The sequence below is a fragment of the Microbacterium sp. STRO-2N genome (genome assembly GCF_057747775.1).
The window spans coordinates 2,228,090-2,241,140 of sequence record NZ_CM173223.1 but is presented as its reverse complement, the minus strand read 5'-3'; the positions used below and the strand labels follow the sequence as shown (position 1 = coordinate 2,241,140).

Annotated in this window: 12 protein-coding genes; 9 read left to right on the top strand and 3 right to left on the bottom strand. The window is 71.4% G+C overall.

Features of this window, described 5'->3' with window-relative positions; translation table 11 throughout:
- The first annotated feature begins 98 nt into the window (after positions 1–98).
- The 7 genes from argC to argH are packed head-to-tail and all read left to right on the top strand — an operon-like array spanning position 99 to position 8,071.
- A complete protein-coding gene (argC, locus tag AC3ANN_RS10480; protein WP_488337345.1) occupies positions 99–1,193 on the top strand; it encodes an N-acetyl-gamma-glutamyl-phosphate reductase in 1,095 nt (364 codons plus the stop codon).
- A gap of 49 nt (positions 1,194–1,242) precedes the next feature.
- Complete coding sequence (gene argJ / locus AC3ANN_RS10475) at positions 1,243–2,400, top strand: bifunctional glutamate N-acetyltransferase/amino-acid acetyltransferase ArgJ (RefSeq protein ID WP_488337344.1); 1,158 nt, start codon at positions 1,243–1,245, stop codon at positions 2,398–2,400.
- Entirely contained in the window at positions 2,397–3,296 is a 900-nt protein-coding gene (argB, locus tag AC3ANN_RS10470; protein WP_488337343.1) for an acetylglutamate kinase, read from the top strand. The genes argJ and argB overlap by 4 nt, the downstream gene beginning before the upstream one ends.
- Positions 3,293–4,549 (top strand): acetylornithine transaminase, encoded by a 1,257-nt coding sequence (locus tag AC3ANN_RS10465; RefSeq protein ID WP_488337342.1) that lies wholly within the window; start codon positions 3,293–3,295, stop codon positions 4,547–4,549. The genes argB and AC3ANN_RS10465 overlap by 4 nt, the downstream gene beginning before the upstream one ends.
- Complete coding sequence (gene argF, locus AC3ANN_RS10460; RefSeq protein WP_488337341.1) at positions 4,546–5,469, top strand: ornithine carbamoyltransferase; 924 nt, start codon at positions 4,546–4,548, stop codon at positions 5,467–5,469. Before AC3ANN_RS10465 ends, argF begins: the two co-directional genes overlap by 4 nt.
- Before the next feature lie 20 nt (positions 5,470–5,489).
- Positions 5,490–6,644 (top strand): heparan-alpha-glucosaminide N-acetyltransferase domain-containing protein, encoded by a 1,155-nt coding sequence (locus tag AC3ANN_RS10455; protein WP_488337340.1) that lies wholly within the window; start codon positions 5,490–5,492, stop codon positions 6,642–6,644.
- A complete protein-coding gene (argH, locus tag AC3ANN_RS10450; protein ID WP_488337339.1) occupies positions 6,641–8,071 on the top strand; it encodes an argininosuccinate lyase in 1,431 nt (476 codons plus the stop codon). Before AC3ANN_RS10455 ends, argH begins: the two co-directional genes overlap by 4 nt.
- Before the next feature lie 24 nt (positions 8,072–8,095).
- Here the strand turns inward: argH and AC3ANN_RS10445 are convergent, their stop codons facing one another.
- Complete coding sequence (locus AC3ANN_RS10445) at positions 8,096–8,686, bottom strand: hypothetical protein (protein ID WP_488337338.1); 591 nt, start codon at positions 8,684–8,686, stop codon at positions 8,096–8,098.
- A gap of 202 nt (positions 8,687–8,888) precedes the next feature.
- Here AC3ANN_RS10445 and AC3ANN_RS10440 point away from each other — a divergent pair, with 202 nt between their 5' ends.
- Positions 8,889–10,949 carry a M23 family metallopeptidase gene (locus tag AC3ANN_RS10440; protein ID WP_488337337.1) on the top strand — a complete coding sequence of 687 codons (2,061 nt, stop codon included), beginning with the start codon at positions 8,889–8,891 and terminating at the stop codon, positions 10,947–10,949.
- Here AC3ANN_RS10440 and AC3ANN_RS10435 read toward each other — a convergent pair.
- Both AC3ANN_RS10435 and AC3ANN_RS10430 read right to left on the bottom strand, forming a co-directional pair.
- The gene (locus AC3ANN_RS10435) at positions 10,934–11,539 is read right to left on the bottom strand and encodes a DNA-binding protein (protein WP_488337336.1); all 606 of its coding nucleotides are present in this window, start codon (positions 11,537–11,539) and stop codon (positions 10,934–10,936) included. The two genes, AC3ANN_RS10440 and AC3ANN_RS10435, sit on opposite strands and share 16 nt — an antisense overlap.
- A gap of 131 nt (positions 11,540–11,670) precedes the next feature.
- Positions 11,671–12,033 carry a MerR family transcriptional regulator gene (locus AC3ANN_RS10430; RefSeq protein WP_488337335.1) on the bottom strand — a complete coding sequence of 121 codons (363 nt, stop codon included), beginning with the start codon at positions 12,031–12,033 and terminating at the stop codon, positions 11,671–11,673.
- 53 nt (positions 12,034–12,086) lie between these two features.
- Here AC3ANN_RS10430 and AC3ANN_RS10425 point away from each other — a divergent pair, with 53 nt between their 5' ends.
- Entirely contained in the window at positions 12,087–13,040 is a 954-nt protein-coding gene (locus AC3ANN_RS10425) for an aldo/keto reductase (protein WP_488337334.1), read from the top strand.
- Positions 13,041–13,051: the final 11 nt, after the last annotated feature.

The window sequence follows — 13,051 nt, the reverse complement described above, 5'->3', positions numbered from 1 at the left end:
GCCGACTCTAGGCGACCCCGCACGCGGTCCTGTCATGGACCTCTGCGAGCGGGCGTCGCCGTCTCTGGCCCCCGCACCCAGACTCTAAGGTGGAATCCATGACATATTCGGTCGCCGTCTCCGGCGCATCCGGCTATGCGGGCGGCGAGATCCTGCGGATCCTCGCCGCGCATCCCGACGTCGAGATCCGCACCGTCACCGCGCACTCCAACGCGGGACAGCCGCTCATCCAGCATCAGCCGCACCTGCGCTCGCTCGCGCACCTGACCCTGCAGGACACCACGCCCGAGATCCTCTCCGGGCACGACATCGTGTTCCTGGCGCTGCCGCACGGTCAGTCCGGCCAGTACACCGACGCGCTCGGCGACACCCCTCTCGTGATCGACGCGGGCGCCGACCACCGTCTCGAGTCGGTCGCCGACTGGGACCGGTTCTACGGGGGCGACTTCCACGACCCGTGGGTCTACGGGGTGCCCGAGCTCCCTGTGGCCGGCGCGAAGCAGCGGCAGCGGCTCGTCGGCGCCACCCGCATCGCCGCCCCGGGGTGCAACGCGTCGACCGTGTCGCTCTCCCTCGCGCCGGGCGTCGCGGCGGGCGTCATCGACCCCTCCGACATCGTGGCGGTGCTCGCGGTCGGTCCGTCCGGCGCCGGCAAGAGCCTCAAACCGAATCTCCTCGCGAGTGAGATCCTGGGCAGCGCGAATCCGTATGCCGTGGGTGGCACGCACCGTCACATCCCCGAGATCCGTCAGGCGCTCACCGCCGCGCGCCCTTCGACAGGCTCAGGAGCGGCGGATGCCGAGTCCGCCGTGAGCTCGCCGGATGGCGGCATCCGGATCTCGTTCACTCCCGTCCTCGTGCCGATGGCGCGCGGCATCCTCGCGACGTCGTCCGCCCCGATCGCGCCGGGGGTCACGGATGGGCAGATCCGCGGCGCGTGGGAGGCGGCCTACGACGACGAGACGTTCGTTCAGCTGCTGCCGGCCGGTCAGTTCCCTCGTACCGCCGACGTGCTGGGCGCGAACACGGCGCTCATGGGCCTCGCGATCGACCGCGCCGCGAACCGCGTCGTCGTGGTGACGGCCGTCGACAACCTCACCAAGGGCACCGCGGGCGCCGCCGTGCAGTCCATGAACATCGCGCTGGGCCTTTCCGAAGGCACCGCCCTGACAGTGAACGGAGTCGCACCATGACCCGGGACCGCGGGCATTCCGGCAACCATAACGAGTGGAGGGTCGCACCGTGAGCGTCACCGCGCCCCAGGGATTCGAGGCCGCGGGCGTCGCGGCGGGGCTCAAGTCGACCGGCAAGCCGGACGTGGCGGTGGTCGTGAACCGCGGGCCGCTCAAGGTCGGTGCCGCCGTGTTCACGAGCAACCGCGCGAAGGCGAACCCGATCCTGTGGTCGCAGCAGGCGGTGGCCGACGGCGTCGTCGACGCGATCGTCCTGAACTCCGGCGGCGCGAACTGCTTCACCGGGTCATTCGGCTTCCAGACGACGCACCAGACCGCCGAGAAGGCGGCCGAGCTCCTCGGCGCGAGCGCGGGCGACATCCTGGTGTGCTCGACGGGGCTCATCGGCACCGGCGACGAGATCTTCCGCGCGAAGGTGCTGGGCGGCACCGAGCAGGCCATCGCCGAACTGTCCGCCGACGGCGGGGAGGCGGCATCCCTCGCGATCATGACCACCGACTCACGGCCCAAGCGCGCCGTCGCGAGCCGGGACGGCTGGACCATCGGCGGGATGGCGAAGGGCGCCGGGATGCTGGCACCCGGCCTCGCGACGATGCTCGTCGTCCTCACCACCGATGCCGTCCTCGACCCGGCGCAGGCCGACGCCGCGCTCCGGCACGCGACTGGACGCACGTTCGACAGGCTCGACTCGGACGGCTGCATGTCGACCAACGATCAGGTGACGCTCATGGTCAGCGGCGCGTCCGGCGTCGCCCCCGACGCCGAGGACTTCGCGACGGCGCTCGCCGAGGTGTGCCAGGACCTCGCGAGGCAGCTGCAGGGCGACGCCGAGGGCGCGAGCCATGACATCGCGATCGAGGTCGTGAACGCGGCATCCGAGGAGGACGCCGTCGAGGTCGGGCGCTCGGTGGCCCGCAACAACCTCTTCAAGGCCGCCATCTTCGGCAACGATCCGAACTGGGGCCGCGTGCTGGCGGCGATCGGCACGACCCAGGCCGCGTTCGACCCGTACGAGGTCGATGTCTGGATGAACGGCGTGCGGGTGTGCGCCGCGGGCGGTCCCGACCGGCCGCGCGAAGACGTCGACCTCACGCCACGTGCGACCGAGGTGACCATCGACCTCAAGGTCGGCGCCGCGACGGCCACGATCCTCACCAACGACCTCACCCACGACTACGTCCACGAGAACAGCGCCTACTCCTCATGACAGATCTGCAGGACACCGATCCCACCGAGGCCAGTTCGCGGGCGGTGACGCTCATCGAGTCGCTGCCGTGGCTCAAGCGGTTCCGCGACCAGGTCGTGGTGGTCAAGTACGGCGGCAACGCGATGGTCTCCGAGGAGCTGCAGGATGCCTTCGCCGCCGACATCGCATACCTCCGCTACGTCGGGGTCAAACCCGTGGTCGTCCACGGCGGCGGGCCGCAGATCTCGTCGATGCTCGATCGGCTCGCGATCCCGAGCGAGTTCAAGGGCGGGTACCGGGTCACCTCGACCGAGGCGATCTCGGTCGTGCGGATGGTGCTCACCGGGCAGATCAACCCGCAGCTCGTGTCGAAGATCAATGCGCACGGCCCCGTCGCGACAGGATTGAGCGGCGAGGACGCGGGCCTCTTCGGGGGTCGCCGGCGCGGTGTCGTGATCGAGGGCGTCGAGCACGACCTCGGCCGCGTGGGCGACGTCGTCGAGGTCGACCCGCAGCCTGTGCTCGATCAGCTCGCCGCCGGGCGGATCCCGGTCGTCTCGAGCATCGCGCCCGACCTCGACCACCCGGGGCATTCGCTGAACGTGAACGCGGATGCCGCGGCATCCGCTCTGGCCGTCGCCCTGGGGGCTGCGAAGCTCGTGGTGCTCACCGACGTGCCGGGCCTCTACGCCGACTGGCCGAACCGCGACTCGCTCGTGTCGCACCTGACCTCGACGGAGCTGCGGGCGATGATGCCGACGCTCGAGTCGGGCATGATCCCGAAGATGTCGGCGTGCCTCGAGGCCGTCGAAGGCGGCGTCGAGACCGCGGCCATCATCGACGGGCGGGTGCCGCACTCGGTGCTCGTCGAGATCTTCACCAGCAAGGGAATCGGAACAGAGGTGGTGCGCGGATGACGTGGCAGGAAGACGCGGGGCGGGATCTCGTCCGGAGCTTCGGCGAGCGGATGGCGCTGTTCGTGCGCGGCGAGGGATCGTATCTGTGGGACGCCGATGGCAAGCGATACCTCGACTTCCTCGCGGGGATCGCCGTGGACTCGCTCGGTCACGCACACCCGGTGTTCGTCGAGGCGATCTCGCGGCAGGCGGCGACGCTCGCGCACGTGTCGAACTACTTCGCAACACCGCCGCAGCTCGCGCTCGCCGCGACGCTCAAGCGCCTCGCGGGCACCGGCGACTCCGGCCGCGTGTACTTCGGCAACTCCGGCGCCGAGGCCAATGAGGCGGCGTTCAAGCTCGCGCGTCTGCACGGCGCCGAGAGCCGGAAGAAGGGTGCCGACCGGCCGCGCATCCTCGCGCTCAAGGACGCCTTCCACGGCCGCACCATGGGCACGCTCGCCCTCACGGGCAAGCCGTGGATGCAGGAGCCGTTCCTCCCGATGACGCCGGGGGTCGAGTTCATCGACTCCACGGCCGAGGCGCTCGAGGCCGCGATCGACGACCGCGTCGCGGCGCTGTTCGTCGAACCCGTCAAGGGCGAGGCCGGAGTAGTCGAGCTGCCCGAGGGCTATCTGAAGGCGGCGCGCGAGATCACGCAGCGCCACGGCGCTCTTCTGATCATCGACGAGATCCAGACCGGCGCCGGCCGCACCGGCGAGTGGTTCGCGTTCCAGCACGAGGGGATCACCCCCGACGCGATCACGGTGGCGAAGGGCATCGGCGGCGGGTTCCCGATCGGCGCGCTCATCACGTTCGGGGCCGCGAGCGAGCTCTTCTATCCCGGCACGCACGGTTCGACGTTCGGCGGCAACGCCCTGGGCACGGCGGTCGGGGGAGCGGTCCTCGGCGAGATCGAGCGTGCAGGCCTGGTGCAGAACGCGGCGGAGCGGGGTGCGCAGCTGACCGCGGCGATCGAGGGCATCGACTCGGAGCTGATCGCCGGATGCCGCGGCCGCGGGCTGCTGCTGGGCGTGGGGCTGCGGCATCCCGTCGCGAAGGCGGTCGTCTCGGCCGCGCAGGAGCACGGTCTCGTGATCAACGCCCCCAACGACGAGACGATCCGGCTGGTGCCGGCGCTCACGATCGGCGACGTCGAGATCGACGAGTTCGTCGAGCTGTTCACCGCCGCGGTGCGCACCGTCGAGGACGCGCTGCTGCTGGATGCCCCGTCGGCCGCTCCGGCCGACGCATCGACGGAGGTGCACGCATGACCCGTCATCTCCTGCGCGACGACGACCTGACGCAGTCCGAGCAGGACGAGATCCTCGAACTCGCCGTCGCACTCAAGAAGGACCGCTGGAAGCTCAAGCCCCTCGAGGGGCCGCAGACCGTCGCGGTCATCTTCGACAAGTCGTCCACACGCACGCGCGTGTCGTTCGCGGTCGGGATCGCCGACCTCGGCGGCTCCCCGCTGATCATCTCGACCGCGAACAGCCAACTGGGCGGCAAGGAGACCCCCTCCGACACGGCGCGCGTGCTGGAGCGGCAGGTCGCCGCGATCGTGTGGCGCACGTACGCCCAGGCCGGGCTCGAGGAGATGGCGCGCGGCACGCGGGTGCCGGTCGTCAACGCCCTCAGCGACGACTTCCATCCGTGCCAGCTTCTCGCTGACCTCCTGACGATCAAGGAGCACAAGGGCGATCTCGCGGGCCTCACGCTCGCCTTCTTCGGCGACGGCAAGTCCAACATGGCGCACTCGTATGTGCTCGCCTGCGTGACCGCGGGCATGCACGTGCGTGTCGCCTCGCCCGAGGCGTACGCCCCGCGCGACGACGTGATCGCCGATGCCGATCGTCGCGCCGCCGAGACGGGCGGATCGGTGACGCTGTACACCGACCCGAACGAGGCGGCGGCGGGCGCCGACGTCATCGTCACAGACACGTGGGTCTCGATGGGCAAGGAGGAGGAGAAGCTCGAGCGGCTGCGCGACCTGGGCGGGTACAAGGTCACGCATGAGCTCATGTCGCTCGCCAAGGGCGATGCGATCTTCATCCACTGCCTTCCCGCCGACCGCGGATACGAAGTCGACGCCGAGGTGATCGACGGGCCGCAGAGCGTCGTGTGGGACGAGGCCGAGAACCGCCTCCACGCCCAGAAGGCGCTGCTGGTCTGGCTGCTGCGGCAGGACTGAATCGCGACGGGGCCCGGTCGGTGAGCGCAGGAACCGTGTCGCGGCGCCCTCGGGCCGGCTGGCTCGTCACGCGCTGGGACCGGCTCAACGGACCGCAGCGGGTCGGTGGCGTCGACCTCGCGCGCGGTCTCGCCGTGCTCGGGATGTTCGCGGCGCACCTGCTGTGGATCACCGAGCCGTTCCACTTCGCCGACCCCGCGACGTGGGTCGCGGTGGCGGAGGGACGTTCTTCGATCCTCTTCGCGACGCTCGCCGGGGTCTCGATCGGCCTGGTGACCGGGGGTGCCGCACCCCTCGCCCGTCCCGCGATGGCTCTGGCCCGTGGTCGCCTGGCGGTGCGTGCCGGCGTGCTGTGGGTGCTCGGGATCCTCCTCATCCTCACCGGTGTGCCGGTGTACGTCATCCTCCCCGCCTACGCGATCCTCTTCCTGCTCGCTCTGCCGTTCACCGGACTCCCCGCGCGGACGCTGCTGTCGATCGCGGGTGCGATCGCGGTCGTCATGCCCTTCGTCCAGGTGCTGCTCGACGCGCTGCCGCTGTGGCAGAGCGCTCCCGGCAGCGACCTGTCGCTCGTGCTGGGCTGGCACTACCCGTTCACGACGTGGATCGCGTTCGTGCTGGCGGGGCTCGGCGTGGCGCGCGCGGGGATCACGCGTCTGCGCGTGCAGCTGTGGCTCGTCGGCGCGGGGGCCGCGCTGGCGCTCGCCGGGTATGCGACGGATGCCGCGAGCGGCGCCGGCGAGGCTGCCGAGGCGTCCTCCTTCGAGGGCGCCCTCTGGACGGCGCGACCGCACTCGACGGGCCTGCTCGAGGTGATCGGATCGGGCGGATTCGCCCTCGCCGTGCTGGGCCTCTGCCTGCTGGCATGCCGCACGCTCCTGCGCTGGGTGGCGCTGCCGTTGCGCGCCGTCGGCGCGATGCCGCTCACGGCCTACACGGCGCAGCTGGTGGTGTGGGCGGTGGTCGCGAGTATCGTGCTGGGCGATCCCAGCGACCTCCGCGGGTTCCGCGCACTCGAGCCGTTCTGGCCGCTGACCATCGCGACGCTCGCCCTGTGCACCGCGTGGGCCGTGCTCGTCGGGCGGGGCCCGCTCGAGGCGGCGGTCGATCGCATCTCGCGGTGGCTCGTCCGCGACCCGTCGGCGGCACGACCGCCGGGTAGGCTTCTCGGGTGAGCGAATCGAAGGGCGAAGCAACCAACGAAGGCGCGCTGTGGGGCGCGCGATTCGCGGCGGGGCCGTCGCCCGAGCTCGCGGAGCTGAGCCGCTCGACCCACTTCGACTGGGACCTCGCCCTCTACGACCTCGCCGGCTCCCACGCCCACGCCAAGGCGCTCGCCGCGGCCGGCTACCTCACCGCCGACGAGGAGCGGGCGATGCACGACGGCCTCGATGTGCTGGCGCAGGGCATCACCGAGGGCACGCTCCTGCCCGCGGCATCCGACGAGGACGTCCACGGGGCGCTCGAGCAGGCGCTCATCGCGGTCGTCGGGCCCGAGCTCGGCGGCAAGCTGCGCGCCGGCCGGAGCCGCAACGACCAGATCGCGACGCTGGTGCGCATGTACCTGCTCGACCACTCGCGCACGATCGCGCGCGAGGTCCTCCGTGTCGTCGACGCCCTCGTCGCGCAGGCGGAAGCCCACCCCGACGCGATCATGCCGGGCCGCACGCATCTGCAGCACGCGCAGCCGGTGCTGCTCGCCCACCACCTCCAGGCGCACGCGTGGCCGCTGGTGCGCGACCTCGAGCGCCTGCGCGACTGGTCGGCACGCGCCGCCGTCTCGCCGTACGGCGGGGGAGCGCTCGCAGGCTCGACCCTGGGCCTGGACCCGCAGCTCGTGGCGCGCGAGCTCGGCCTCGATCGCCCCGCCGAGAACTCCATCGACGGCACGGCGGCGCGCGACGTCGTCGCCGAGTTCGCGTTCATCACGGCCATGATCGGCATCGACCTGTCGCGCTTCGCCGAAGAGATCATCCTGTGGAACACGCGCGAGTTCGGATTCCTCACGCTCGACGACGGCTACTCGACCGGATCGAGCATCATGCCGCAGAAGAAGAACCCCGACATCGCCGAGCTCACGCGCGGCAAGTCCGGGCGGCTCATCGGCAACCTGACCGGGCTGCTCGCGACGCTCAAGGCCCTTCCGCTCGCGTACAACCGCGACCTGCAGGAGGACAAGGAGCCGGTGTTCGACTCGGTCCGCACGCTCGAGACGGTGCTGCCCGCATTCGCCGGCATGGTCGCCACGATGCGGTTCGACACCGAGCGGATGGCCGCGCTCGCCCCGCAGGGGTTCTCGCTGGCCACCGACGTCGCCGAATGGCTCGTCAAGCGCGGCGTGCCCTTCCGCGACGCCCACGAGATCTCGGGGCACCTCGTGCGGCTGTGCGAAGAACAGGGCATCGAGCTCCACCAGGTGACGAACGAGCAGCTGGCCACCGTTTCCATGCAGCTGAGTCCCGAGGTGCGCGAGGTGCTCTCGGCCGAGGGCTCCGTCGCGAGCCGCACCGGCGCCGGCGGAACCGCGCCCGTTCGCGTGTCGGAGCAGCGGGTCGAGCTCATCGAGCGCGTGCAGGCGGCCGCCCACGCGCTGGGGCTCTAGCCCGCAGCCGCACTGCGGACCGCGTCACCAGATCGCGAGCCTGACCAGGGCCGCGACGATGCACGCCCAGACCAGGCTGGCGAGCGTGCCGATGATGAACCGCTCGCGCGCCTCGGCCGCGGCCAGCTCCGAGAAGCGGCCGATGCCCTTGAGCGCGACGACCACGGCGATCGCCTCGGGGAACCCCGAGATGATCCCGAGTGCCACCGCGACCCGCTCGAGATAGCCGATCGTGGTCCCGCCGCGCAGGACCTCGCGCACGACGCCCTCCGTCCCCGCCGCGATCGACGGCGCCCGCAGCAGGATCCCGCCGTTGTCGCCCTCCTCCACACGGCCGTGCGTCGCGATCTCGAGCACGCGACGCGTGACCGGGTCGCCGCCGAGGACGGCGAGTGCAGTTCCGAGCAGCGCGATGCCGAGACCCACCAGCAGCGGGACGTTCAGCGGCGACACCGTCACGACGAGCAGGCACACCACCACGAGCGAGCCGGCTGCCACGAGCGGCACGTTGGCGGGCTTGCGCAGGCTCACGATGACGAGCACGAGCGCCCCGCACAGCGCGAGGAACAGGAAGATCGACAGCGCCGCGATCAGAAGCACGTCGGGGAAGACCATGGCGCTCAGTCTGGCATGAGCGTGCGACGGAGCCGCGGCGCGGCATCCGTTCTCGCCGAGCCCCTCTGGCGCGTTGACGCAACGCGGCGTACCTTATGCGGCAGGGGAGTGGGCGGCGCTGGGGAAGGGCCGTCCTGACGCGTTCGGGCGTACGCCGGCACTCGCTGCCGTGTGGACCGCGCGCGGCGGAGGGGAACAGAGCATGAAGCTGCAGTCGACGCGTCGGCCGGCCTCATGGCGGGCGAGCGCCGTGGCAGGGGGAATCGTCGTGGGGATCCTCGTCGCCGCGGCGGCGGCGGTGGCGCCGCCCGCGGCCGCCGATCACGAAGCTGCGGCGACGTCGACCGGCATCTACCGCGTCCCGTACGCCGATGGCACCGAGGTCACGGTCACCAGCTCGCGCCACGACCACGACGTCGCCTACGACATGAACGCGGGCCTCGGCAGCGAGGTCGTCGCCGCGGCGTCGGGCTGGATCCGCGCGATCGTCGACCGCCATGGTCAGGAGCCGGGTGCCGGCGACGGGCTCGATGTGCAGGTCCCGCCGCAGCCTCAGGACGATGTCCTCGAGCACGCGTGCGGCAACAACGATCCGTCGGACACGGTGTGGGGCGGCAACTGCGGCGGGTACGACAACTACGTCTGGATCGAGCACCCGAACGGCGAGTACACGAAGTACTCCCACCTCGGGACCGGCACCGTGAGCGCGAACTGGTCCGAGGGGGACTGGATCGACGCGGGCGAGGTCATCGGCCTCGAGAACGACATCGGCGCGGCGAGCACGGCCGGCGGCGAGTCGGGGGATCGTGCCTCGCACCTGCACTGGGAGGTCGCCGTCCCCGACACGCCGGGCTCGCCGGTCACGTGGGACGAGCTCGGCGGGTTCATCCACGACGGGTCGCGCGTCATAGCGCGCGTGTGCGACATCCCGGGCCAGGAGCTGGTCGAGGGGGACTACGTCGCCGCGCCGTGCGATCACGCGCCCCCGACGGCGGTGCTCGGGGGCGGCCCGTTCGTGGTGGACGAAGGCGACACGATCCTCTTGGACGCGTCGCAGAGCGCCGATCCGGATGGGCTTCCGCTGACGTTCCGGTGGGAGCCGGACGAGCTCGCGCTCGCCGCGACCGCGACCCCGGAGATCACCCTCACGGACGACTTCGCCGGATGGGTCACGCTGACGGTGTACGACCGCGTCGAGGCGCTGAGCGATGGGGCGACCCAGGAGATCACGGTGCTCAACGTGCCGCCGGCCGTGTCGGTCGTCGCGACCCCCGCCGACGAAGGAGCCCCGGCGACGGTGCGGGCCACGGTGACCGATCCCGGCACCGACACGTTCGCCGCCGAGATCGACTGGGGCGACGGCGGTCCTGCCGAGGCGGTGACGATCCCGCAGCTGGCACTCGGTGTCGACCACGTCTACGGCGACGACGGCTCGTACGCGGTCGCCGTCGCCGTCACCGATGACGACGGCGGCGTGGGCGTCGGCGGCGTTCCCCTCGAGGTCTCCAACCTCATCCCCGAGGTCGAGCTGAGGCTTCCGGGCGTGGTGGAGTTCCCGGGCGGCGATTTCTCGGTGATCGAGGCCGGCGGCGAGATCGAGGCCGCCGCCGTCGCCCACGACGAGGGGAGCGACGACCTCGTCTTCACGTGGTCGACGGACGCCGAGACCACCGTGTACAACGACGGGGCGCTGCCCGACCCGCCGCTGAGCCCGTTCGGCATCCACCCCTTCGAGGCGTCCGACGCGGTGACAGCCGCGTTCGCCGACGCCGGCGTGGGTTACGTGGCGGTCACGGTTGCCGACGACGAGGGCGCGGCGGCGGATGCCTCAGCCGGTGTGATCGCGACGGGCACGGCCGACGCCGCCTACGGTCAGGGGTGGTGGCGGCATCAGTTCTCGGGCAGCGGGCGGCCGCATGTGGACCCCGCGGTCGCGGCGGGCTATCTCGGTGTCGTCGCGGCGGTGTCCGGCGTGTTCGACGAGACACACGCGGCGGGGACGCCCGCAGAAGCGGCCGCCGTTCTCGCTTCGCCGCACGACGGCTGGGAGCAGCGCGCGGTCGCGGAACTGCTCGCGGCCTGGCTGCATTTCGCCGGCGGAGGGGTGTCGTATGACGCCGAGATCACGGTGGACGGCGTGCCCGTCGCCTTCCTCGATCTGATGGGCGGCGCCGAGCAGGCGATCAGCTCGCCGACGACCACGGACGACGAGCTGCGCCGGGTGGTGCACGACCTCAGCAGGGTGCGTCACGCCGCGCCGTGAGCACCGCCGGTGTCGAGGCGGCCGAGCACGCGTTCGAGCGCGGGGACGGCGGCCTCCTCGGCACGGAGTCCCGCGGCCTTCGCCCGGAGGCTCACCGCCCCTTGCGAGATCCCCAGGAGCTCCGCCGCCTCGCGCTGGCTGCGACCGGCCGCAAGCAGGTCGTAGACCTCCCAGCCCTCGGGTGTGCGGCGGTCGCGCAGCTCGATGAGGAGCCGGACGAGCGCTTCGGCGTCGTCGCCGTACGACGGGGCGGTGATCGCCAGGCGCGTGGCCGCCTTCTTGGCGCGATCGACCGCGTCGCGGGCGTTGACGAAGGCTTCGCCGCGCGCCGCGCGGACGCTCGCCGGGAGGGGCGACTCGACGTCGCCGACCCCGACGCCGACGCTCCACTGGCCGGTCCTGGTCAAGTCGAGCACGATCGACAGGACGGCGGCGGGTTCGGCGACGGCGACCTGGAGCTCGTCTCCTGCCGTGCGCTCGGGCGCGAGCGCGAGTGCCGCCGCGCCGCGGCCGTGCACGACGGCCAGTGCGGACGGCACGAGGTCGTCGTTCGCGCGACTGTCGCGCTGGTCGGCGGTGAGAACGTACATGCGACTCCTTTAGTCACCACGCTGAATCTTGTTCTAGTTTAGCCACCAAACTTGGCCAGTGATAGTTCACAAGCTGAATCCGGGCAAGGTTCAGCGTTCTGACTCAAGACCATCGCCGTCGAGTGCGCGCATCACTCCTGCAGCTGCCCGCGGTACCACGCGAGCTTCTCATCGAGCTTCGCCTGCTGCCGCAGAAGCTCGTCGATCTCGTGTCTGACCGCGACCGCGTGCTCTTCGAGCAGCGCGATGCGATCCGGGATGGTGGAATCGTCGAGGCAGAGCGCACCGTAGCGCCGGAGCTTGTCGATCGGCATCCCGGTGTCGCGCAGGCATCGGAGGAACCCGAGGGTCCCGAGATCCGCCTCCGAGAACTTCCGGTGCCCGCCCGCGGTGCGCGCGACCCGCGGCAGGATGCCCTCGCGCTCGTAGTAGCGCAGGGTGTCCAGAGAGAAGCCCGAGATCGCCGCAGCCTCGGCCGGTGAGTACGTCGTCATGATCCGAGAATAGAGCTTGACCTGGAGCGAGCTCCAGGTTGCACAGTGGAGTCATGACCGAGACCAGCCCTCCCACATCGCCCCTCGTGCTGGGCGCAATGATGTTCGGCACGACCATCGACGAGACCACCTCCTTCGCCCTGCTCGACCGCTTCGTCGAGCGCGGCGGCGTCTGGATCGACACCGCCGACTGCTACAGCTTCTGGGCCAGCGCCGACGGTCAGGGCGGCGACAGCGAACGCGTGCTGGGCCGCTGGCTCGCCGCGCGACCCGGCGTGCGAGAGCGCGTGAAGATCGCGACCAAGCTCGGCGCCGAGCCGCTGTGGGCCGGATCGTGGCCAGCACGCCGGGCCGGCTTGTCACGCCGCGCCGTCCTCGACGCCTTCGAGGGGAGCCTGAACCGCCTCGGCGTCGAGACAGTCGACCTGCTGTGGCTTCATCAGGAAGACCGCGCCACCCCGATCGAAGAGACCGTCGGTGCGCTCGCCGAGCTCACGGGTTCGGGGCGAGTGCGCCGGGTCGGGGCGTCCAACCACCCGGCATGGCGGGTCGAGCGTGCTCGAGCGCACGCGCGGTCCCTCGGCGCGATCCCGATCGACGCGCTCCAGCTCAACGCGACCTACCTCCGCGTCCGCCCCGGAACGCGGCCGCCCGGCGTCGAGCACCGGTTCGGCGTGCTCAGCGACGAGCAGCGCGACTACGCCGACGCGCACGCCCTCGAGGTGTGGGCGTACACGCCGCTGCTCGGGGGTGCGTACGACAACCCCGCCAAGAGCATCCCGGAGCAGTATGACCACATCGGCAACGAACGGCGGCTCGCCGTTCTCGCGGAGGTCGCAGCCGAGCTCGACGCGACGCGCGGCCAGACCGTCCTTGCCTGGCACGTGGCGCACGGCGTGCGGCCGATGCTCGGCGGCAGCAAGGTCGACCAGCTCGACGCGGCGATCGACGCCGTGCGCCTCGCGCTGACGGACGACCAGCTCGCCCGCCTCGACGCCGCGGTGTGAGACGGTGCCGC

Bases quoted from the DNA above. Each gene is read 5' to 3' on its own strand.
- argC (WP_488337345.1), top strand. From the start codon at position 99: ATGACATATTCGGTCGCCGTCTCCGGCGCATCCGGCTATGCGGGCGGC.
- argB (WP_488337343.1), top strand. From the start codon at position 2,397: ATGACAGATCTGCAGGACACCGATCCCACCGAGGCCAGTTCGCGGGCG.
- AC3ANN_RS10465 (WP_488337342.1), top strand. From the start codon at position 3,293: ATGACGTGGCAGGAAGACGCGGGGCGGGATCTCGTCCGGAGCTTCGGC.
- argF (WP_488337341.1), top strand. From the start codon at position 4,546: ATGACCCGTCATCTCCTGCGCGACGACGACCTGACGCAGTCCGAGCAG.
- AC3ANN_RS10445 (WP_488337338.1), bottom strand. From the start codon at position 8,686: ATGGTCTTCCCCGACGTGCTTCTGATCGCGGCGCTGTCGATCTTCCTG.
- AC3ANN_RS10440 (WP_488337337.1), top strand. From the start codon at position 8,889: ATGAAGCTGCAGTCGACGCGTCGGCCGGCCTCATGGCGGGCGAGCGCC.
- AC3ANN_RS10435 (WP_488337336.1), bottom strand. From the start codon at position 11,539: ATGTACGTTCTCACCGCCGACCAGCGCGACAGTCGCGCGAACGACGAC.
- AC3ANN_RS10430 (WP_488337335.1), bottom strand. From the start codon at position 12,033: ATGACGACGTACTCACCGGCCGAGGCTGCGGCGATCTCGGGCTTCTCT.
- AC3ANN_RS10425 (WP_488337334.1), top strand. From the start codon at position 12,087: ATGACCGAGACCAGCCCTCCCACATCGCCCCTCGTGCTGGGCGCAATG.